Origin of the sequence: Exiguobacterium sp. s191 (genome assembly GCF_018618955.1) — a bacterium.
Taxonomy (GTDB): Bacteria; Bacillota; Bacilli; order Exiguobacteriales; family Exiguobacteriaceae; genus Exiguobacterium_A; species Exiguobacterium_A abrahamii.
In genome coordinates, this window is sequence record NZ_JACSNC010000001.1 from 1,054,144 (window position 1) to 1,074,718 (window position 20,575).

Genomic DNA, 20,575 nt, shown 5'->3' on the forward strand with positions numbered 1-20,575 from the left:
CTTTTTGATTGCCTTCTCGTTAACGCGATGGCGTTGGCCAATACGACTGAAAATAGTGGACGATGTATTGGTGGACGTGCCGGACAACAGGACGTAATTCCGTCCCGACGAGTCGGTTCAACGAGACATCCCATAACATCGGTGGATCGAACGGGATGATTTTAATGTCATCCGCATGATGAAACCGTAGTATCGGCTCCGGTAGGATTGAGATGACGTCAAGTTCTTGGACCATCCCGATCAACAAGTCCCATGCCCCTGACATGAAGAAGATATTCGGCTCTTGCTGCACTTTACGAAACTCCGATAGTATTTGATGATGTAACATGAATCGATCGTTCAAGATGACAAGTGGTTCATTTCCGATATCACGATACGATAACGCTTCTTTGGCTTGAAACGGGTGATTCGGACGCACGGCGACGACGACCTCATCTTCGATCAATCGAAAACGTTCGATACCATAGGATTCGCCCGGTTCAATCAATATGGCCAAGTCGAGTTCTTCAAGTAACAGTCGACGCTTGAGTTCAAACGCCCCCTCTTCGATGATTTCGAGTTCGATGCCTGGATGTTCCGCCATGAACTTCGGAATCAACTGCGAAAATAAAACTGGTAATATGACGGGTGGGATGCCGAGACGGACCTTTCCTCGGACGACGTTCGAACGCTCACGCAGATGACCCATCAATGCTTGATGACGTGTCAGAACGATCTTCGCATCCTCATACAATTGACGTCCCGTTTCCGATAATCCTGTCAACCGTCCGTGCTTTCGAATGAACAGTTCTACTTGCTCCAGCTGTTCGAAGTCGCGGATCATCTGACTAAGCGCCGGTTGCGAGATTGACAAGTGCTTCGAAGCACGCGTTAAATTATAGCCTTGCTCGACGATCGTCGTAAAAAAGAGCAATTGTCGAATATCCACTTACATCCCCCCTTATTCATCAAACCAGCGATTTTTTTTGAAGAACAGAATCATTCCTAAAGCGAGGAGTCCCATTGCCCCTAACGTTACGAAATAACCATACCGGGTCGTCAGTTCTGGCATGTGTTTGAAGTTCATGCCATATATACCTGCGATGAACGTCAACGGCATGAAAATCGTCGTGAAGATCGTCAATGTCTTCATGATACTATTCATCCGGTACGAGTTGAGAGAGATGAAATTATCCCGAAACTCAGACGTCATCAATCGATTGTATTCGATCATTTCCGATAATTTCAATAAGTGATCGTATAGATCGCGAAAGAATGCCTGTTTCTTCGGATGAATCGATAACCGCTTCGATTCGACGACACGGTACAATAAGTCCCGCATCGGCATGACCGTCCGCGAGATTCGAAGTAACCGCGCGCGTAGTTCGAAAATCTCCTCCATCAACCGACGATCATTGCCACGCGTTCGGTAGCGTTCCTCAAGAGCAAACAATTCATCTTCCGTCGCATGAACGATCGGAAAATACCCGTCGACGATCTTATCCATGATTTTATGTACGAGGTCGACTGTTTCTTGTTTGTCGAGGCGTTGGCTACACTGTTCAAACACGATATCAATTTCTGGTGAAGATTGCTCATGGTAGCTAACGAGATGCCGATCACTTGCGAACAAATTGATTTCACGACTCGTCAACGTTCCTTCATCGAGCGCATGAAGGACAAAAAAGCTATGTTCTGTATAATATTCAAGCTTCGGACGTTGTAAGTAATGAAAACAATCTTCAATCGCCAGTGGATGAAAATCAAAGACCTCAATCAATTTTTGCTTCTCTGCGTCTGTCGGTTGATCGAAATCAACGAAATAACGTGTGATGCCCGATTCCTGTATCCGACTTACATCATCGGTCAAAATGATTGTGTCATTCGCATCGATCAGTATGCAACGAATCAACTTTTTCTCCCCCTTTCCCTATGTAAGCGTACTACATTTTTTCACATGCAACAAAAAAGGATTCCTCCGAAGAGAAATCCGTTTCATATAGCAATCAACCATGTTCAATATAAAATCCGCTCCAATAAACCTGACGATACGTAAACTCTTTTCCACTCTTCGTCGTCACAAGCATCTCATCTTCTGCCATGACGGCGATTTTAATGGGTACTTCACCGTGATCCGTCAAATAATTGAGGATCTCAAGATGCCGATTCAACCAAAGACGACGGCGGAACCAACGAAAACGACTGAATGCCGCACTGAAGTGGAGTAAGGCAAGCGCAAGGATAATTAAAGCAAACGGAAGTGGAATATCGAACAACGCAATCAAATATACATCTGCGATCAGCAAGGATAACGAGAGACCCATTTCCGTCATCTCCATGAAAGATGCTTTATAGGTCGCAAAGTAGGTCATCACACGAAATAGGAAGATGACTGTGAGGTACGGTACGAAGTACATTTGAAACACATGGTCCGTGCCGCTGTTGACGAACATGAGCAGTGGCAGGAAGAATAGCAATTTCCAGATTAGGATGGCGGAATAAAATAAAGTATGATCCGTGTAGCGTCTGCGTACGATGGCTTGACTCATATTCATTGCCTTCCCCTCCTTCATGATGGACCGTTTCAAAGTCGATGATGACAGGACATGATGCCTATAAGGGTATGTTTCCGAATTCAGCTGTTTCTAATCGTCTAATTCACAGTTTTTAGAAACTGTATATTTAGTATACGTCATGACGCGCTAAATGGTTCACTTTCCCCATCATTTCCCATCATTCGATGTGCTATAGATTGGAAACCCGCTCTTGCTAGTCGTCCGGATCTTCTACTGCTACAATAAAAGATATTCCAATTGAACAGAATCGAGTTGAATCTTTCATGTACACCCATATCATCATTGGCGCCGGAATTCTCGGTGCCTCGACTGCCTATCATTTATCGAAGGCTGGTGAACGCGTCTTACTCGTCGATCGGAAGGAACCCGGTCGAGCCTCTCATGCGGCAGCCGGCATCATCTGTCCGTGGATGACACAACGGCGAAATAAGGCATGGTACAAATTAGCGAATAACGGGGCTCATTTTTACAAGACATTGATTCCTGAACTCGAAGCACTCGGTGAGACGAGTACGGGTTATCAGCAAGTTGGCACGATCGCCTTACACGAAACATCAAAAATCGAAAAGATGGAGACGATTGCGCAAAACCGTTTTCCGGAAGCACCTGCCATCGAACGTATCGAACGACTGGACCAAGATCGTGTCAAAACGCTCTTTCCACTCGTCGAACAGATCGAAGATGCCTTATTCGTTTCCGGTGGTGCCCGCGTTGACGGACGTGCCTTGTGTGCTGCACTGATTCGTGGCGCTGTCGAACACGGTGCGACCGTCCTAGAAGGAGATGCTTCTCTTATCGTAGACAAGGGAGTCGTCACCGGTATAACCATGGAAAATGAACAGTACTCGGCAGAACAGTTCATTTTAACGGCGGGCGTCTGGTTAAATGACCTACTCCGTCCACTTGAGCTTAAAATCGATTTGCATCCGGAGAAGGGACAGATCCTGCAACTCGATTTGACGGATTCTACATCAACGACATGGCCCGTCGTCATGGGACAACGCGGATTATATCTCGTCTCCATCCACGAAGGGAAATTGATCGTTGGTTCAACACACGAAAAACAGACCGACTACGACTTGAAACCAACCGTTAAGGGGATGTATGCCTTATTGAATCGAGCTTTACCTGTCTTACCGCGTCTCGAAGAAACGACGATTGATGAACTGCGTATCGGCTTACGCCCGTATACGAAAAACTCCCTGCCGGTGATTGGACCGCTTCAAAATCATCCGAACGTGTTCCTAGCGAACGGACTTGGTGCATCCGGTTTGACGATCGGACCATATCTCGGTAGCCAATTAGCGAAGCTTGCACGTCATCAAGCGCCTGATATCGAATGGACGACTTATGAGCCGACCTACGTTTCTCTCGATTCCTGACCAACTCTATGCTTCACTTTGAAAGGAAGTACACCATTGTCCATGAAACCAATCGTTCCTCTTGAATTATTCGATGCTTTAGATATACGTGTTGGTACAATCCAGTCGCTTTCGGATCTTACCGATGGCTCAATTCAGCTTGAACTACAATTCGGCGGATTTACGCGTTTATTCTCACTCGAGTGGGAATCACTGCGACCCGATGTCCATGAATTGCTTGGAAAACAAGCGATTGCTGTACTCAATATACCCGGTCGTACGCCTGAAGAGTCCGGTCGGGTGCTTGAGATCGGTCGCTCGGAACAATGGATGCCGATTCTCGTCGTACCGGAACATCCGATTCCGGAAGGAGCACGTGTCGAATAAGGCATATCATTTAGAAAAACACTCCCCTGTGTCGCTTCGTAACGGAAGCTTACATGTGGGAGTGTTTTCAGATGTGCCGTTACATTTTTTCTAAATAATGCACGCTGAATCGTTCATCGTCATCGATCCAGCAATTGACTGGATGAAAACCACTTTTAAGGACGAGTGTCTCAAACTCTTCTTTACTGTATTTATAGGAGTTTTCCGTATGAATTGTTTCCCCTTGTTTAAACGGAACCGTCACATCTCCGACTTGTACGAGTTGATCGAGTTGACTCCGAAGATGCATTTCGATTCGTCCTTTTTCCTCATTATAAAAAGCATGATGTTCGAATCGCGTCACATCAAACGTTCCCTCTAGCATCTGATTCAAATGCGTCAACATGTTCAAATTGAATGCCGCTGTGACGCCGGCTACATCGTTATAAGCCCGTTCAAGTACATCAACAGACTTTTTCAGATCGACGCCGATCAAGAATCCATCGCCAGTTTCAAGAATTCGTGAGGAATGACGTAAGAAGCGCATCGCTTCCTCCGGCTCAAAGTTTCCGATCGTCGATCCCGGGAAAAAGATGACTCGTTTTTGAGCCTCCTCGACCGGTAAGGAAATCGATTGTGAGTAATCCCCACAGACCGCTTTAATATGCAGCGCAGGATACCGTTCCGACAATTGGCGTGCAGATTCCATTAGGAAATCTTTTGAGATATCAATGGGCATGTACGTGTCTAGATGTGTAAATGTCTCCAGTAACATCTGGATTTTACGACTGCTTCCACTTCCATATTCAATCAGTGTATGCACATCGCCGATACTTCGTGCGATCTCCGCTCGATGCTGCTCCAAGATGGCGAGTTCTGTCCGTGTAGGATAATATTCCGGTTGTTGCGTAATCTGTTCGAACAACTGGGATCCGATATGATCATAAAAATATTTTGCCGGTAAGACCTTTTGTTCTCGCATCAGACCTTCAATGACTTCTAAACGCATGTTTTGTTGCGGAGTATATAAATCGTACCCAATGACTGTCTCTCGCATCACATGTCACCTGCCAATCGGAATCCGCCAAATAACCAACGTTTATCAGGCGGGAAGAAGTTGCGGTATGTCTCGCGAATATGATCGTCAGGCGTCACGCACGCTCCTCCACGCAGTACCATTTGATTACACATGAACTTCGCATTGTATTCCCCGAGTGCTCCTTCGAGCGGTTTACTGCCTGGATATGAACTATAAGCGCTCGACGTCCACTCCCAGACGTTTCCGAACATGCTCGCAAGCGTCGTCTCTGACTCTTCGACGGCTACCGGATGGAAATTTCCGCTTCCCATCATATTACGCTTCGTGACAGAATCGACTTGGCGAGAAGCCCATTCCCATTCCGCTTCTGTCGGCAAGCGTTTCCCTATAAAGCGACTATAAGCGTCCGCCTCATAAAAACTGACATGACAGACCGGTTCATCGAGACGAAGTGGTTCGACACCGTTCATCGTAAAGATCGTCCACTCTCCCGCGTCATCCTTCATCCAATATAACGGTGCTTTCCATCCTTCTTTTTGAACCGTCGCGTACCCATCCGATAGCCAGTACTCTGATTTTTGATAGCCCCCTGCTTCAATGAACGCCAAATACTCACCGTTCGTGACAGGACGCGTCGCTAATTCAAACGGATGTAACCACGTTTTATGACGTGGACTCTCGTTGTCAAACGCAAAACCGTCTCCTGTATGACCGATCTCGACGAGTCCTTCCTCGAATTGGATAAACGATGTTTCCTTGACTGCATTTTCAGGCACATCTGTTGCCAGCGACTTTGACTGATAAGCAGGTAACAGTGGATTCGTGAAAAAGTTATACTTCACGTCCATCAAGATCAATTCCTGATGTTGTTGCTCGTGTTGTAGTCCCATCTCGACTAATGTTTCGATTTTTCGTTGGTCTTCTGGAGTCCGTTCTTCCTTCAAAAACTCGACCATTTGTCCATCGACATATGCCCGGTAAGCAATGATGTCCTCGACGGTCGGACGTGATAACATCCCTCGTTGTTGACGAGGCTGGTAAGCACCAATCGAGTTGTAGTACGAATTGAACAGATAATTGTACTTAGGATGGAAGACGCGATAGCCTTCACTATATTCTTGTAGTATCATTCGTTCAAAAAACCAAGTCGTATGGGCGATATGCCATTTCGGCGGACTCACGTCCGAACTCGCTTGAATGATGAAGTCTTCTGCTTCGAGCGGTTCAATCAAGGCAATTGTTTGGTTACGAACAGTGGCAAATTTTTCGATTAAGTACGATGTCGTTTCAAATAGCATGTCAATCACTCCCTATCCAAAATATTCCGAATCTTTTGGTCCATTTGATGTATACCCCTCCTATGGAAGAGTTATGCTAAAGAAACAAAAAAAAGTCCGCTCCGTTAAGAGCGAACTGATCACTTTAATATACTTTATCGCCGTTGAAGATCGAGTTCTTGACGACGACGTAGTCGACCGTCCGAATCGCCTGCAATTTATTTCCACCAGCATACGAAATTGCCGATTGTAAATCTTGCTCCATCTCGATCAACGTATCCGCCAGGCTTCCTTTATGCTCGACGAACATCTTCTTTCCTTCGACGTTCTTGCGTTCCCCTTTTTGGAACTCAGAAGCAGAACCGAAGTATTCCTTGACGAGCACCCCATCTACTTCATGCGTCTCACCAGGCGATTCCTCGTGCCCTGCGAAGAGTGAACCGATCATGACCATCGAAGCACCGAACCGAACCGACTTCGCGATATCGCCATGCGTCCGAATCCCGCCATCAGCGATGATCGGTTTACTTGCTGCTTTTGCACACCAACGAAGTGCCGCAAGTTGCCAACCACCTGTACCGAATCCTGTCTTAATCTTCGTAATACACACTTTACCTGGTCCGATCCCGACTTTTGTTGCGTCGGCTCCCGCATTCTCAAGTTCGCGCACCGCTTCTGGCGTACCAACGTTACCCGCGATGACGAAACTTGCTGGTAGAAGCGACTTGATGTGACGAATCATCTGAATGACGGCTTCCGAATGACCGTGTGCGATATCAATCGTGATGTATTCAGGAGTTAGGCCCTCTGCCGCAAGCTGTTCGATCAGCTGATATTCCTCTTCCTTGACACCGACGCTAATTGAAGCGAACAGTTGACGTTCTTGCATCATGCGTACGAATGCCAAACGACGAGCCGGTTCGAATCGATGCATGATATAAAAATAATCGCCTTCCGCTAAGAACAAAGCAATCGATTCATCAATGATCGTTTGCATGTTTGCAGGTACGACCGGAAGCTTGAAACGTCTACCACCGAACTCGACTGACGTATCACATTCCGAACGACTACCAACGATTGATTTTGCTGGAATTAATTGAATATCTTCATAATCGAATACTACATCCATGAATAACACCTCTAATTACGAATATTTTTTAATATATTGGCGATAATCATTCGCCCCTTGACTACTATAACGAACTGTCCTCATAGTGTCAAAGAAATTTTCGCATTTTCAAGGTTTTTCAAGAACTTTATTCAGTTATCAGTAATTAAATGTTCGGTTTTTAACGGTTTTTCCGTTGTAAATCTGTCAACCAGTGCTCTTCCCAGTCAAAATAGCTCGTTGCTTCGGATGCTTCAAACACGTGATCAGGATAAGGCAGTGCTAAAGGAGGACGATCCTGTTTCGGAAAATACGCCAGTTGCTTTGATTCGCCATCGATGGCTTCGAGCGTTCCGCCGACTACCTTACACTCGAATACCGTCGCTACATATTCAACTTCGTTTCCGTCCGGGTACGTCAAACGAAACGACTCTCCACCGAAGGTCGCAATCAGACGGACCGGTCGGACGAATAGACCCGTCTCTTCATAGACTTCGCGAATGACTGCCTGTGCCGGTGATTCCCCCAGTTCAATCGCTCCAGCAGGCAAACTCCAAAACGGACCTCCTGGATCCTGAAAGAGGATGTGACCTGCTTCGTTTCGAATGATTGCTGCGACGCATGGTGTAAAAAGACGCTGCGTTCCGACAAGTTGGCGCAGATTGGCATAATAATTAGAGATTGGCATGACGTGACTCCTTTCGGTCTTCTTTTAATAGGGCAAACAAAATAAAGTCTTCCCAGGCATCGTTGATGAAGAGATTTTGTTTCGCGATTCCTTCTTGGCGAAATCCAACTTTCTCAAGGACACGGATCGAGCCGATATTCTCTGGCATGACTTCAGCACGGATCCGGTGGAACTGGTGGACATCAAATAAATGATCCACGAACAATCCGACCGCCTGTGCCATATATCCTCGTCCTGAAAAGGCGGCATCCAACTGGTAGCCAATCATGCACGTCTCCGCTGGTCCACGTTGAACGAACATCGCCGAAACATCCCCAATCAACTGGTCCGTCTCGGATAAAAAAACACCATACGCATAATAAGCATCTTGACGCATTAACTCTTGATGACGATGAATCCGTTCACGTTGCCCTTCTATCGTGTATTGTTCTGGTGACGGCTTGATTGGCATCCAGTATTCAAAGTGATCACGGTTTCGCAAATTCACCTCAAGGATCGCCGCTGCATCCTCCAAGATGTACGGGCGAATGTATATAGGAAGCATATAACGTTCCTCCATTTCCATTATTATCTTTAGTTCAAGAAGTTTGGGTGTTTCATAATTCATATAGCGGGAATCTACATAATAGTTTCATTACATTACAGTGACAGCATACTATAGAGAAAACTGTCGAAGAAGGAGTGACCTATGTATTCAGACATTGATTTGCTCAATCAAATCAAACAACGCGATTCCGTCGCGTTAGAACGATTATACGATCGTTACGAAAAAACACTCTTTCTTCTATTCCGTCGCACACAAGTCGAGGATGAACTCATTCATGCTGCGATGACGCAATTGTTTCGTACCGTTTGGGAACAACCGACACGTTATCCGAACTTCCAAGGATTCATTTTGCATACATTACGACATCTCAGTAATAAAAGAGAACATATTCCGACTCGTTGAAAGAATCAGTTATACTCTTTCGACACAAGTAGAATGAACCCTTTAATTGCATGCTTTATTCAGAGAAGAACAGCTTCGTTTGTTCTTTTTTTGTTTTGTCCTTTCTTTTTCGATTCAGGCATGCTATATTATTAAGTAATTATTGTTGTTCGGTGGAGATACGAAGTGTTTCACTTTATATTCGATGAAATTGATCACGGTAGTAATAATCAGTGTGCCAGTCACACGCAGGAGGCAATACACATGGAACAAGGTAAAGTAAAATGGTTTAACGCAGAAAAAGGATTCGGCTTCATCGAGCGCGAAAGCGGAGACGACGTATTCGTACACTTCTCAGCAATCCAATCTGAAGGTTTCAAATCACTTGACGAAGGTCAAGAGGTTTCTTTCGAAGTTGAAGAAGGTCAACGTGGACCACAAGCAACTAACGTTGTAAAACTTTAATTTCTTTTAGACCCTGCTCACGCAGGGTCTTTTTTTTGTTTATATATGCTACACTAGCGATTCAGGAAGAAAGGAGATGTAATATGACACTTGAACAAACGATGCAACACCTTCAAGAGGCTATGCTAAAAGGCGACCTAACACAAGTCTCGCCTCTATTATCTCCCGAATTTACGTTCATCGATGCGTTAGGGCGGTCATTTGATGCCGAGACCTACCTCGATCATTACGTGGATCCTGCAAACATCCGCTGGTTATCCCGGACCGATGATTTTTCATACATTGATCATTTCGAAGATACGGCAATCCAGTATAGTTTGACAGAAGACCGATTTGAATACGGGACAACTCAATACGTTGGTCGTTTCCGGATCGTGTCCATCTATCGTGCTACGTCAGATGGTTGGAAATGGCATTTTGGTCAATTGACATCTCTTGATCCGTCGTAACGGATTCAAGTGATGTTTTTATTTTCATTTTCCATTCATCGTCAGTTGGAATTGCTTCTCATTTTTCATTCCGTTACACTTGAGGGGTACATATTTTCTGAAAATTCAAGAAGGAGTGTTCCTCATGACGGTTTATAACTTCTCTGCCGGTCCAGCAGTCCTTCCTGCCCCGGTTTTATTGAAGGCTCAATCCGAGCTACTCGATTATGAAAATTCAGGACAATCCGTTCTTGAAATGAGTCATCGTTCGCCGATCTTTGAATCGATTCGAGATGCGGCTGAACAATCCTTACGGCGACTGATGTCGATTCCCGATACGTACTCCGTATTGTTTCTTCAAGGGGGAGCCACCCTTCAGTTCACGATGTTACCGCAAAATCTAGCGACGAAGACCGGACGGGTTGATTTCATCGATACCGGTGGCTGGTCGACGAAGGCGATTGCAGATGCAAAACTGTATGCCTCGGTCCAAGTGCTCGCCTCTTCCGCTAATCACGGATATCGCTTCATCCCAGATGGTCCGTTCACGTCAACAGCCGACTATCTGCATATCACTTGGAACAATACGCTCGAAGGGACGGCGTATCAGACACCGCCTCTCGTCGATGTGCCACTCGTCGCTGATGTCTCTTCTTCGATTTTGTCTGAACCATTGCCAATCGAGTCATTCGATGTGTTGTATGCTGGTGCTCAAAAAAACCTTGGCGTCGCTGGTTTAACGATCGTTATCGTGAAGAACGAGTTGCTAGATCGTGTTCCTGACACGATCGGCGCCTACTTACGGTATGACATCCATGCAAAACAGCGATCTCTTTATAACACGCCACCGACGTTTAGTCTTTATATGACGAAATTAGTGCTCGATTGGATTGAAGAGACGGGACTCGAGACGATCGCGGCACGAAACGTCTCACAAGCGCGCATGTTATATGAAGCAATTGATCAATCCGATCTATTTCATAACCATGTAGCCGTCAAGGATCGAAGCCGGATGAACATTCCATTCTCGACCGGAAGCGAATCGGAAGACGCTGCTTTCTTGAACTTCGCTGCGCGTAACGATTTGATCAATCTTGCCGGTCATCGCTCGATTGGTGGAATGCGCGCGAGTCTTTACAATGCGATGCCGACCGAAGGGGTTACGGCACTGATTCATATCATGCACCGTTTTGAACAGGGGGAACGTTAAATGTATCAAGTCCAACTATGGAATGATCTATCAGACAAAGGATTAAAACGATTTACAGACGACTATCACGTCCAGCGAGAAACGGAGCAGCCAGACGCCTTTCTCGTCCGCAGCAAGGATTTACATGACATGCGCTTTCCAGATAGTCTCAAAGCCGTCGCTCGAGCTGGCGTCGGTGTCAATACGATTCCACTCGATCAACTCGCGAACCGCGGGATTCCCGTCTTTTCGACACCAGGTGCCAATGCGAATGCCGTCAAGGAACTTGTCATCGGTAGTTTATTCCTGACGGCGCGAAAACTCGTCCCAAGTCTGCTTTGGACGAACAACTTACGCGGACCGGATATTCCGGAACGGATCGAAGCGAACAAAAAACAATTCGTCGGAACGGAGTTGCTCGGGAAACGAATCGGGATCGTCGGACTCGGGGCAATCGGGGCAAACTTAGCCAACACCCTTCACGAGCTTGGCATGACCGTCACAGGCTATGATCCACATATGTCCGTTGAGTCTGCCTGGCGCGTCTCGAATCAGATTCAGCGGGCAACACAGCTCGAGGATCTCCTCGCGACAAGCGACTACATCACGTTGCATCTCCCGCTCGTTGATGCGACGACGGGTTTACTCGATGCGTCACTCTTTTCAAAAATGAAACACGGCGCGACCCTACTCAACTTCTCGCGTGGTGAACTCGTCGATGAACAAGCGTTAGCAGAAGTGCTCAGGTCCGGTCGCCTGGCGAATTATGTGACGGATTTCCCGAACGCCTTCATCTTGTCCCTCCCCCGAGTCATTGCCTTACCACATATCGGGGCATCAACAAGTGAAGCGGAGGAAAACTGTGCCATCATGGCGGTCGATCAACTGCGTCTGTTCCTTGAGACAGGAAACATCCGCAATGCGGTCAATTTCCCAGCCGTCGAGCTACCGTTCACTGGAAAACGACGAATTACGATTGCTCACCACAACATTCCGAACATGGTCGGTCAAATCGCCTCGGTGTTAGCGCAAGAGTCGATCAATATCGCGAATATGATCAATGGTAGTAAAGATGCGATTGCCTATACGATCATCGATATCGATAACCATGCGGACGAGATGATTTCGCTCGACCGACTGAATCAGATTCCTGGCGTCTTGAAAACACGCCTACTCTAAAGGAGTGAACCCCATGCCAACTTTCGAACCTTTTGCGACGTTACGACCGGACTCAAAATATGCGGCAGAATTTGCCGCCTTACCGTATGATGTTTATTCGCGCGAAGAAGCACGTTCCGAGATCCGACGTCATCCGCTGTCTTTTTTACGGATCGACAAAGCAGAAGCCACCCTTCCGTCATTGATCGCTGAAGATGACCCACGCGTTTATCAGCAAGCGGCGCTTGCCTTCGAAGAGAGTCAAACAAACGGCATCTTACAGCTCGACACGGATGAGACGTATTACATTTATCAATTGTCAGATGGAACACATACGCAATCCGGTTTCGTCGGATGTGTTGCCGTCAGTGATTATGAGACGAATCAAATTCGTAAACATGAGTTCACACGTCCTGATAAAGAGCGCGACCGTGTCCGACACGTCGAACAGTTACAAGCACATACGGGTCCGATTTTACTTGCGCATCAAACCGATCCACAACTCGAAGCAATCGTCACGACGATTACTGCTGGCGATCCCCTATATGATTTCACCGTCGATGGAGTGACGCATCGAATTTATAAAATCACCGATCGCAATCATCTATTGACGATTGGAAGCCAGTTCGCCCGTCACGATGCTCTCTATATCGCTGATGGTCACCACCGCGCTGCAGCAGCAGCCATCGCTGCCAGTCGGACGGACCAGGAGGAAGCCCAACGTTTTCTTGGCGTCTCCTTCCCGCAAGATCAATTACGGATTCTCGGTTACCATCGCGTCGTTGAAGATTTGTACGGTCAATCCGTCGTTGATTTCCTTGAGCGATTAGCCCATCGCTTTACGATCACAAAAGGACGTGCCGAACAAACGAAGCCTCACCAAATCGAGATGTATCTCAACCGACAATGGTATACCCTTTCGTACGATTCTGAACGAATAGGGACGAAAGCGAATCTCGACGTCTCGATTTTACAAGAAGAGTTGTTGACACCGTTACTCGGTATCGAAGATCCACGGACGGACGCACGGATCCAGTTCGTCGGTGGTCATAAGGGGTATGCCGGCCTTGAGCAAATCGTGGACTCTGGACATGCCGCTGTCGCCTTCCACTTGCATCCGACTTCGATCGAAGATTTAATGGCTGTAGCTGATGCGGGAGAAGTGATGCCACCGAAATCGACTTGGTTCGAACCGAAACTTCGGAGCGGTTTACTGATCCATCCGTTTGATTCATAATGCACACTAAAAAAGCAAGTCGCGGATGCGATATCCACGACTTGCTTTTTCTTATACGTGTCGCAAAAGAAGAGCTGACACAGCTTCTACTTGAATAGTTCCCGATAACGTCGTTGCGTCTAACAGACTTTCATACGTTCCTTCAAGCGAAAGAGATTGTACCTCTTCACTGACGTTGACGACGAGCAAGTAAACCTGTTCGCCCTGACGTCGTTCGACAATAAATGTCTGTCTTGTATCATCGATCCTTTGGAAATGATACGTTCCGGCATTTGCTAAAACCGGATGCTGTTTTCGAAGGGTGATCAACTGCGCAACGTGATCGAACAACTCAAGGTTCTGCTTCGTCTCGTCCCATTCCATACACGCACGGTTGGCCGGATCTTGCCCACCCTTCATTCCAATCTCATCACCATAATAGATGACGGGTGAACCTGGAAACGTCAACAGTGTAGTGAAGAGCAATTTCATTCGATCGATATTCCCTTTCGCACGCGTTAGAGCACGCGGCGTATCATGCGAGTCAATCAAATTGAACATCACTTCGTTGACATTTTGAGAATGCCAGTTTAAATTCCGGCTGACTGCATGTGAGAAATCACGAACGCTCGTCTCGCCCGTCGCAAAACAAGTCAAAAAGCTCTCTGTCAAACCGTAATTCATGACGGCATCAAATTGATCGCCGAGGAGCCATGGTTGTGAATCCGTCCAGCATTCACCGACGATATAACATGTTCCGTTCGCAGCCCGGACTTCCTTTCGAAACTCACGCCAAAACGCATGATCGACTTCACTAGCGACATCCAGACGCCAGCCGTCAATTCCGAATTCCTCGACCCAGTAACGTCCGACGTGAAGCAAATAGTCTTTGACGTCCGGATGGGCAGTATTCAACTTCGGCATGTTTCGTTCAAATGCAAACACTTCATAGTTTGGAATCGATGGATCGACCGGGAAGGAATCAATCGTAAACCAGTTGGCGTATTTTGAGTCTTGTCCCTTTTCTAAGACATCTTGAAATGCTGGGTGCTCTTCACTAATATGATTAAAGACGGCATCGAGTAATACGCGGATACCGTTCTCATGTAGCACATCGATCATCTTGCGGAACGTTTTCTCGTCACCGAACGCAGAATCAAGCTTCAAGTAATCAAGCGTATCGTATTTATGATTGGATGGTGCCTCAAAGACTGGACAGAAGTAGACACCCGTGACGCCGAGACGTTGTAAATGATCGACGTGATCAATGACACCTTGAAAATCTCCACCGAAGAAATTCTGAAAAGCCGGTGCTTCACTTCCCCACTCCTTCGTTCCCGCTGGATCATTCGCCCGGTCACCATTCGCAAATCGTTCCGGGAAAATTTGATACCAGACCGTATCCTTCACCCAATCCGGTGTATCAAAGACATCCGTCGCATGAACATATGGCACTGAAAAATAATAGCCTGGATGATCGAGTGGCGCTTCGTCATACCAGCCACGCTCGGTTAATACGGCTGTCGTATCGCCATGAACCTCAAACCCATACCGTACCCGCTTCCGTTCTGGACGGATTGCAATGAACCAATAGTCATACGTCGCATCACTTCCATTGTGTTGCATCGGCGTCCGCTCTACTTTCCATGATTTTTCTTTCTCCGGATCAAAATTCCAATCTCGGTCTTCTTCTTTTTCCGCTTCCCATTCATACGGATCACCATATATCAATTCAACTTTTTCAATATCGCCTTTAGCCGTCATGAGTCGGATATGGACCGTCTCTTGATCGTAAGCATAAACGAACGGTGATAATGCGCGATGAACTACTCCAGCCTGGTTCAAATTCTGCCACTCTCCCTTAAATTGATATTTCTCTATCGGTAAAGTTCCTTTCTTCCGCATCGCTTAAACGTATTTAGTAGAAATTCAACTGTTCCACCGACATTTTAGTTCAGTCTGTCAGGTAGTTTAAGGTATACTGATAACGCATAGGAAATCAGGGATTTCTGATATTACGGAAAGAGAGTGGATACGAAATGGGTCGTAAATGGAACAATATCAAGGAAAAAAAAGCATCAAAAGACAAAAATACGAGTCGGATCTACGCAAAGTTCGGTCGTGAGATTTATGTAGCGGCTAAACAAGGTGAACCCGATCCAGAATCAAACCAAGCATTAAAGGTCGTTCTTGAACGAGCGAAGACATACAACGTGCCACGTGCCATCGTCGATCGGGCGATTGAAAAAGCAAAAGGTGGAGCGGAAGAAAACTACGATGTCTTACGTTATGAAGGATTCGGTCCAAGCGGTTCAATGGTCATCGTCGAAACGTTGACGAACAACGTTAACCGGACGGCTTCTGACGTCCGTGCTGCATTTGGAAAAAATGGCGGAAACATGGGCGTGAGCGGATCCGTCGCTTATATGTTCGATGCGACGGCAATCTTTGCCTTCGAAGGTAAAACTGCGGATGACGTTCTCGAATTGATGATGGAAGCGGATATTGATGTGCGCGATATCCTCGAAGAAGACGAATCTGTCATCATCTACGCTGAGCCGGAACAATTCCATGCTGTGCAAGAAGCGTTGAAAGCTGCAGGGATCACCGAGTTCTCACTTGCCGAACTCGTCATGCTCGCTCAAAACGAAGTCGCGTTGTCTGAAGACGACGTCGCACAATTCGAGAAAATGATCGATGCACTGGAAGATCTTGAGGATGTGCAACAGGTCTACCACAACGTAGAACTATAATCAAAAAGACAAGGGGATGGTCATGACCATCCCCTTGTCTTTTTGATTATAGTTTCTGTATCGGTTAACGCCCGGAATCGGTCACGCACCGTCTGTATTCATCATAAAGTATGAAACGCGTTTCATAACAAGAACTAAAAAAAAGAACTAAAAAAAGATTCATTTATGATGTTTATTTCTTGAATTTAATGGGAATAGTAATATTCGGTGTTAATTATAACTTATTTTATTTTGAAGAAATAAAAGGAGGAACGAACGATGACATATTCTTTAATTGAAACATTCAAACACATCGTAAGCGAGGCAACTAGCTTTAAGCGTGTTGATTTCGGAGGATACGATATTTATATGCAGACAACAGATGGACGAACGATTACGGCACACATCCGCTATGATGGTGGTGGAACAGACTTCAATGAAGCTTATTTAATGCTCGAATCGAGTACCGGTCAACGTCGCACAGCGACCTTAACGCTTTATCAATTCGAACATCTCTCTTCTTATACTGCACACAGTGAACGGACACGTGCCCTAGTCACAACAAGTGCTTAATGACCATAAAACACGCCTCTCATTCGAGAGACGTGCTTTTTTAATTTTCTTCTCGCTCGAGGCGTTCGAGTTCTGCGTGTGTTTGTGGGAATCCATTCGCTTGCCAATCTGCCCGATGAATGGAATCCAGTTGTGTCAGTCCGACTTCAGCCGGATCGCGTTTCGCGTCGACACTTGGACGATGGTCAATATCATCTGAAGTCGATTTTCGTTGTTGGTATTGTTGATAGGCGATTGTCGCAATCGCTGCTAGACCACCTAAAATAACACCTGTCTTGAATGTTGCTCGCATGAAAGTTCCCCCTCTATGGTCATTAGTTGTGCTCTAGATAAATGTACCCGCGTTCCTTGAGTTTGAATCATTCTTCTCATGGATCCACGTGTTTTTTGAAAAAAACCAAAAAAATTTTCAGCCTATTTCTGCCGTGTTCCTACATATTTAATAATCAAGAGAAAAAATGGCTCTATCCCTTATGCTTCAACGCTTCACGTCATGCAAGAAGGAAAAAAGTACGCTATACTTGATTCAGAAACATCTTCGACGAACAAAATGAATCGTGTCTTCTACTGGACAGTTCCGAGCTTCAACAGCTTGCGTTCGCGTCCCTTTTTCATTTTTGGTCGTCGATGTCACAAAGGAGGGAATTTCGTGTCCGTGATGCACGGGGCTATTTTACTGCCCATATTGATCAGTCTTTTCATTCCGCTTCTAGCGAAACGCCTTCCGAACATTCATACCGGTTGGTTTGTACTTGTCGTACCTGTACTGCTCGTTTCGTATTTCAGCCGCTTTCTCCCTGGTACGATGTCAGGTGAGACCTTTACGGCACGTATGCCGTGGATACCATCGCTCGGTATCGATTTCGTCACGTATCTTGACGGACTCGGCTTATTGTTCGCACTATTGATCACAGGAATCGGCTCACTCGTCGTTCTTTATTCGATTTTTTATTTAGATGCGAAAAAAGAATCACTCGGAACATTTTATGTCTATCTGTTGATGTTCATGACCGCCATGCTTGGGGTCGTACTGTCAGATAACATGATCGTCCTCTATCTGTTCTGGGAATTAACGTCGATTTCGTCGTTCTTATTGATCGCCTACTGGTACGAGCGGGAACGTTCTCGTTACGGCGCTCAAAAATCGATGCTGATCACCGTCTTTGGTGGATTAGCGATGCTTGGGGGAATCGCGATTCTCTCTACACTCAGTGGATCGTTAAGTATTCGTGAGACCTATGCGTCGCTTGAGTCGATTCAAGGTGAACCCTTCTTTACGGTCGCCCTTGTTTTATTCTTGCTAGCCGCCTTCACGAAATCGGCTCAATTTCCGTTCCACATCTGGTTACCAGATGCGATGGAAGCACCGACCCCTGTCAGCGCCTACTTGCACTCGGCAACGATGGTCAAGGCAGGGTTGTATCTTGTCGCTCGTTTCAGTCCGATTTTTGCGGATGAGTCGCTCTGGTTCTATCTCGTCTCATCTGTCGGAATATTCACCTTATTCTGGGGTTCACTCAATGCGGTGAAACAACATGATTTAAAGGGAATCCTTGCTTACTCGACGATTTCTCAGCTTGGATTAATCATGTCATTACTTGGACTCGGAGCAGCTGCCTTGCACGTCGACGCGTTAGATGACGGATTATATACGATTGCGACAGTCGCTGCGATCTTCCACCTGATCAACCACGCGACGTTTAAAGGCAGTCTCTTCATGATGGCGGGAATCGTCGATCACGAGACTGGTACTCGCGACATTCGGAAGCTCGGTGGTCTTGCGCAACTCATGCCGATTTCGATGACGATTGCGATGATCGGGACCCTTTCGATGGCGGGGATTCCTCCATTCAATGGTTTCTTAAGTAAAGAGATGTTCTTGACAGGTGTACTTGAAGTTTCAGGATCTGACTTGTTCCACTTACCGTCTTACGGTTGGATCATTCCTGTACTCGCCGTCGTCGGAAGTATCTTTACATTCGTCTATAGCATCTTGATCGTCCGCAGAACGTTCTTCGGTAAGCGTCAAGACGACAAGTTACCGAAAGCACCACACGAGGCACCGATTGGAATGTTGATTCCACCTCTCGTCCTCGTCTCGCTTGTAGTCATCATCGGCCTCTTCCCGAATATATTATCGGATACGTTGATTCGACCGGCAGTCGAAGCAATCTTACCGCAAGTCGTTGATGCCGGTGGCAAGATTGATGTGCATATTACGATGTGGCATGGATTCAAACCAGAATTTTTCCTGACGTTACTCATCTTTACAGTCGGGTTCATCTTGTATAAGACACTGCCGCGCTGGCAATCGCTCTATAACCGGATGCCTCGTGCCATCTCCTTGAATCATCAATATGACGCTTTGTTACGCCGTGGTGAACAGACCTCGACAAAGATCCATGATACGGTCATGACCGGATACATGCGGTCGTATCTCGTCTACATCTTCGGATTCATCGTCATCTTGATTTTGACGGCATTATACGGGTTTGATGCCTTCCGCTTCGCGGTTGATCCCATCAGCACGATTGACGCGTATGAGATCATCCTTGCACTCGTTCTCGTTTCGAGTGCACTCTCGATCACCTTTGCGCGTTCACGACTGACATCGATCATCTTGCTCGGTGTGACAGGTTATACGGTCGCTCTGTTCTTCGTCTTATTCCGAGCGCCAGACCTTGCTTTAACGCAACTCGTCATCGAGACAGTATCGGTCGCTCTGTTCCTGCTCGTTTTCTATCGTTTACCGGAAATCAGCCGGAAAGAAGAACGCATCCCGTTCAAGCTCGGCAATGCCTTGATTTCGGCACTCGTCGGATTGACAGTGACACTCGTCTCCCTTGCTTCTCTCAGCCAACGATCGTTTACTTCAATCGCCAAGTATTACATCGATAACGTCGCTGATCTTGCCGCTGGCGGTAATATGGTCAACGTCATTCTCGTCGACTTCCGTGGCTTCGATACGTTGTTTGAGATTGCCGTTCTCGCACTGGCTGGAATCGGTATTTACACGATGATTAAATTCAGACGAACAGGAGGGATGGATAAATGAAAAAGCAGACAAAAAAGCATACGAATGACGTCATCTTAGAGTCCGCGACTTCCTTTATCACGTTCATCATCTTCCTGTTTGCTGTCTACTTGTTCTTTGCTGGACACTATACGCCAGGTGGCGGTTTCATTGGTGGTCTTGTGACGGCGTCTGCTCTTGTCTTGATCTTACTTGCTTACGACATCAAGACGTTACGCCGGATTTTGCCATTCGACTACAAATGGATCACGGCTCTTGGCATGTTGATTGCCGTACTGACGGCTTCAGGAGCGCTTGTCTTTAACGTCCCGTTCTTCACACATGCACATGACTATTTCAACTTACCGTTATTCGGTAAGACATCACTTCATACGGCGATGTTGTTTGATCTTGGTGTTTATCTTGTTGTCGTCGGTGTGACGATGACGATTATTCAAACGATTGGGGAGAGTGATTAA

General features: G+C 46.4%; 22 protein-coding genes. 12 read left to right on the top strand and 10 right to left on the bottom strand.

Features of this window, described 5'->3' with window-relative positions; all coding sequences use genetic code 11:
• Positions 1-19 precede the first annotated feature (19 nt).
• The 3 genes from KNQ09_RS05720 to KNQ09_RS05730 form a co-directional block, all read right to left on the bottom strand.
• Positions 20-928 carry a LysR family transcriptional regulator gene (locus KNQ09_RS05720; RefSeq protein WP_050677213.1) on the bottom strand — a complete coding sequence of 303 codons (909 nt, stop codon included), beginning with the start codon at positions 926-928 and terminating at the stop codon, positions 20-22.
• Positions 929-940: 12 nt separating this feature from the next.
• Entirely contained in the window at positions 941-1,891 is a 951-nt protein-coding gene (gene corA, locus KNQ09_RS05725; protein WP_064299728.1) for a magnesium/cobalt transporter CorA, read from the bottom strand.
• A 94-nt stretch (positions 1,892-1,985) separates the two neighbouring features.
• Positions 1,986-2,534 (bottom strand): hypothetical protein, encoded by a 549-nt coding sequence (locus tag KNQ09_RS05730; RefSeq protein ID WP_023468520.1) that lies wholly within the window; start codon positions 2,532-2,534, stop codon positions 1,986-1,988.
• A 284-nt stretch (positions 2,535-2,818) separates the two neighbouring features.
• Here KNQ09_RS05730 and KNQ09_RS05735 point away from each other — a divergent pair, with 284 nt between their 5' ends.
• Both KNQ09_RS05735 and KNQ09_RS05740 read left to right on the top strand, forming a co-directional pair.
• Positions 2,819-3,937: an NAD(P)/FAD-dependent oxidoreductase gene (locus KNQ09_RS05735; RefSeq protein ID WP_023468521.1), complete on the top strand. Its 1,119-nt coding sequence runs from the start codon at positions 2,819-2,821 to the stop codon at positions 3,935-3,937.
• 42 nt (positions 3,938-3,979) lie between these two features.
• Positions 3,980-4,303, top strand: a complete 324-nt coding sequence (locus KNQ09_RS05740; protein WP_214857842.1) for a hypothetical protein — start codon at positions 3,980-3,982, stop codon at positions 4,301-4,303.
• 79 nt (positions 4,304-4,382) lie between these two features.
• Here KNQ09_RS05740 and egtD read toward each other — a convergent pair whose 3' ends face one another.
• The 5 genes from egtD to KNQ09_RS05765 all read right to left on the bottom strand — a co-directional run bounded on the left by egtD (position 4,383) and on the right by KNQ09_RS05765 (position 8,938).
• Positions 4,383-5,339, bottom strand: coding sequence for an L-histidine N(alpha)-methyltransferase (gene egtD / locus KNQ09_RS05745; protein ID WP_214857843.1), 957 nt, complete (start codon positions 5,337-5,339; stop codon positions 4,383-4,385).
• Positions 5,339-6,619 (bottom strand): ergothioneine biosynthesis protein EgtB, encoded by a 1,281-nt coding sequence (gene egtB / locus KNQ09_RS05750; RefSeq protein ID WP_214857844.1) that lies wholly within the window; start codon positions 6,617-6,619, stop codon positions 5,339-5,341. The genes egtD and egtB overlap by 1 nt, the downstream gene beginning before the upstream one ends.
• Positions 6,620-6,743: 124 nt before the next feature.
• On the bottom strand, positions 6,744-7,727 hold the full coding sequence (gene guaC / locus KNQ09_RS05755) for a GMP reductase (RefSeq protein WP_023468525.1): 984 nt from the start codon (positions 7,725-7,727) through the stop codon (positions 6,744-6,746).
• 160 nt (positions 7,728-7,887) lie between these two features.
• Positions 7,888-8,394 carry an NUDIX domain-containing protein gene (locus tag KNQ09_RS05760; protein WP_064299724.1) on the bottom strand — a complete coding sequence of 169 codons (507 nt, stop codon included), beginning with the start codon at positions 8,392-8,394 and terminating at the stop codon, positions 7,888-7,890.
• Positions 8,381-8,938 (bottom strand): GNAT family N-acetyltransferase, encoded by a 558-nt coding sequence (locus tag KNQ09_RS05765; RefSeq protein WP_064299723.1) that lies wholly within the window; start codon positions 8,936-8,938, stop codon positions 8,381-8,383. Before KNQ09_RS05765 ends, KNQ09_RS05760 begins: the two co-directional genes overlap by 14 nt.
• Positions 8,939-9,082: 144 nt before the next feature.
• Between KNQ09_RS05765 and KNQ09_RS05770 the strand changes: the two genes are divergently transcribed.
• From KNQ09_RS05770 to KNQ09_RS05795, 6 genes are all read left to right on the top strand, one after another.
• Positions 9,083-9,343, top strand: a complete 261-nt coding sequence (locus tag KNQ09_RS05770) for an RNA polymerase sigma factor (protein WP_064299722.1) — start codon at positions 9,083-9,085, stop codon at positions 9,341-9,343.
• A gap of 243 nt (positions 9,344-9,586) precedes the next feature.
• On the top strand, positions 9,587-9,787 hold the full coding sequence (locus tag KNQ09_RS05775) for a cold-shock protein (protein WP_023468529.1): 201 nt from the start codon (positions 9,587-9,589) through the stop codon (positions 9,785-9,787).
• A gap of 83 nt (positions 9,788-9,870) precedes the next feature.
• Entirely contained in the window at positions 9,871-10,236 is a 366-nt protein-coding gene (locus KNQ09_RS05780) for a nuclear transport factor 2 family protein (protein WP_064299721.1), read from the top strand.
• Positions 10,237-10,360: 124 nt separating this feature from the next.
• The gene (gene serC / locus KNQ09_RS05785) at positions 10,361-11,425 is read left to right on the top strand and encodes a 3-phosphoserine/phosphohydroxythreonine transaminase (protein ID WP_214857845.1); all 1,065 of its coding nucleotides are present in this window, start codon (positions 10,361-10,363) and stop codon (positions 11,423-11,425) included.
• Positions 11,426-12,583 (top strand): phosphoglycerate dehydrogenase, encoded by a 1,158-nt coding sequence (locus KNQ09_RS05790; RefSeq protein ID WP_133207446.1) that lies wholly within the window; start codon positions 11,426-11,428, stop codon positions 12,581-12,583. It begins immediately after the preceding gene.
• Positions 12,584-12,596: 13 nt separating this feature from the next.
• On the top strand, positions 12,597-13,799 hold the full coding sequence (locus KNQ09_RS05795) for a DUF1015 domain-containing protein (protein ID WP_214857847.1): 1,203 nt from the start codon (positions 12,597-12,599) through the stop codon (positions 13,797-13,799).
• Between the two features lie 51 nt (positions 13,800-13,850).
• Here the strand turns inward: KNQ09_RS05795 and KNQ09_RS05800 are convergent, their stop codons facing one another.
• The gene (locus KNQ09_RS05800) at positions 13,851-15,623 is read right to left on the bottom strand and encodes a glycoside hydrolase family 13 protein (RefSeq protein ID WP_214857849.1); all 1,773 of its coding nucleotides are present in this window, start codon (positions 15,621-15,623) and stop codon (positions 13,851-13,853) included.
• Positions 15,624-15,817: 194 nt separating this feature from the next.
• Here KNQ09_RS05800 and KNQ09_RS05805 point away from each other — a divergent pair, with 194 nt between their 5' ends.
• Both KNQ09_RS05805 and KNQ09_RS05810 read left to right on the top strand, forming a co-directional pair.
• Positions 15,818-16,531 carry a YebC/PmpR family DNA-binding transcriptional regulator gene (locus KNQ09_RS05805; RefSeq protein WP_023468535.1) on the top strand — a complete coding sequence of 238 codons (714 nt, stop codon included), beginning with the start codon at positions 15,818-15,820 and terminating at the stop codon, positions 16,529-16,531.
• Positions 16,532-16,789: 258 nt separating this feature from the next.
• Positions 16,790-17,083 (top strand): hypothetical protein, encoded by a 294-nt coding sequence (locus KNQ09_RS05810; protein ID WP_023468536.1) that lies wholly within the window; start codon positions 16,790-16,792, stop codon positions 17,081-17,083.
• Between the two features lie 40 nt (positions 17,084-17,123).
• On the opposite strand, the gene KNQ09_RS05815 is transcribed toward KNQ09_RS05810, so the two are convergent.
• Complete coding sequence (locus tag KNQ09_RS05815) at positions 17,124-17,375, bottom strand: hypothetical protein (RefSeq protein WP_029341919.1); 252 nt, start codon at positions 17,373-17,375, stop codon at positions 17,124-17,126.
• A 357-nt stretch (positions 17,376-17,732) separates the two neighbouring features.
• On the opposite strand from KNQ09_RS05815, the gene KNQ09_RS05820 reads away from it, so the two are divergent.
• Positions 17,733-20,138: a Na+/H+ antiporter subunit A gene (locus tag KNQ09_RS05820; RefSeq protein WP_214857851.1), complete on the top strand. Its 2,406-nt coding sequence runs from the start codon at positions 17,733-17,735 to the stop codon at positions 20,136-20,138.
• Positions 20,135-20,575, top strand: a complete 441-nt coding sequence (locus KNQ09_RS05825; protein ID WP_023468539.1) for a Na(+)/H(+) antiporter subunit B — start codon at positions 20,135-20,137, stop codon at positions 20,573-20,575. Before KNQ09_RS05820 ends, KNQ09_RS05825 begins: the two co-directional genes overlap by 4 nt.

Coding starts and splice junctions, on each gene's coding strand:
- KNQ09_RS05730 (WP_023468520.1), bottom strand. CDS start 2,534: ATGAATATGAGTCAAGCCATCGTACGCAGACGCTACACGGATCATACT.
- KNQ09_RS05735 (WP_023468521.1), top strand. CDS start 2,819: ATGTACACCCATATCATCATTGGCGCCGGAATTCTCGGTGCCTCGACT.
- KNQ09_RS05740 (WP_214857842.1), top strand. CDS start 3,980: ATGAAACCAATCGTTCCTCTTGAATTATTCGATGCTTTAGATATACGT.
- egtD (WP_214857843.1), bottom strand. CDS start 5,339: ATGCGAGAGACAGTCATTGGGTACGATTTATATACTCCGCAACAAAAC.
- egtB (WP_214857844.1), bottom strand. CDS start 6,619: ATGCTATTTGAAACGACATCGTACTTAATCGAAAAATTTGCCACTGTT.
- guaC (WP_023468525.1), bottom strand. CDS start 7,727: ATGGATGTAGTATTCGATTATGAAGATATTCAATTAATTCCAGCAAAA.
- KNQ09_RS05760 (WP_064299724.1), bottom strand. CDS start 8,394: ATGCCAATCTCTAATTATTATGCCAATCTGCGCCAACTTGTCGGAACG.
- KNQ09_RS05765 (WP_064299723.1), bottom strand. CDS start 8,938: ATGCTTCCTATATACATTCGCCCGTACATCTTGGAGGATGCAGCGGCG.
- KNQ09_RS05770 (WP_064299722.1), top strand. CDS start 9,083: ATGTATTCAGACATTGATTTGCTCAATCAAATCAAACAACGCGATTCC.
- KNQ09_RS05775 (WP_023468529.1), top strand. CDS start 9,587: ATGGAACAAGGTAAAGTAAAATGGTTTAACGCAGAAAAAGGATTCGGC.
- KNQ09_RS05780 (WP_064299721.1), top strand. CDS start 9,871: ATGACACTTGAACAAACGATGCAACACCTTCAAGAGGCTATGCTAAAA.
- serC (WP_214857845.1), top strand. CDS start 10,361: ATGACGGTTTATAACTTCTCTGCCGGTCCAGCAGTCCTTCCTGCCCCG.
- KNQ09_RS05790 (WP_133207446.1), top strand. CDS start 11,426: ATGTATCAAGTCCAACTATGGAATGATCTATCAGACAAAGGATTAAAA.
- KNQ09_RS05795 (WP_214857847.1), top strand. CDS start 12,597: ATGCCAACTTTCGAACCTTTTGCGACGTTACGACCGGACTCAAAATAT.
- KNQ09_RS05805 (WP_023468535.1), top strand. CDS start 15,818: ATGGGTCGTAAATGGAACAATATCAAGGAAAAAAAAGCATCAAAAGAC.
- KNQ09_RS05810 (WP_023468536.1), top strand. CDS start 16,790: ATGACATATTCTTTAATTGAAACATTCAAACACATCGTAAGCGAGGCA.
- KNQ09_RS05815 (WP_029341919.1), bottom strand. CDS start 17,375: ATGCGAGCAACATTCAAGACAGGTGTTATTTTAGGTGGTCTAGCAGCG.
- KNQ09_RS05825 (WP_023468539.1), top strand. CDS start 20,135: ATGAAAAAGCAGACAAAAAAGCATACGAATGACGTCATCTTAGAGTCC.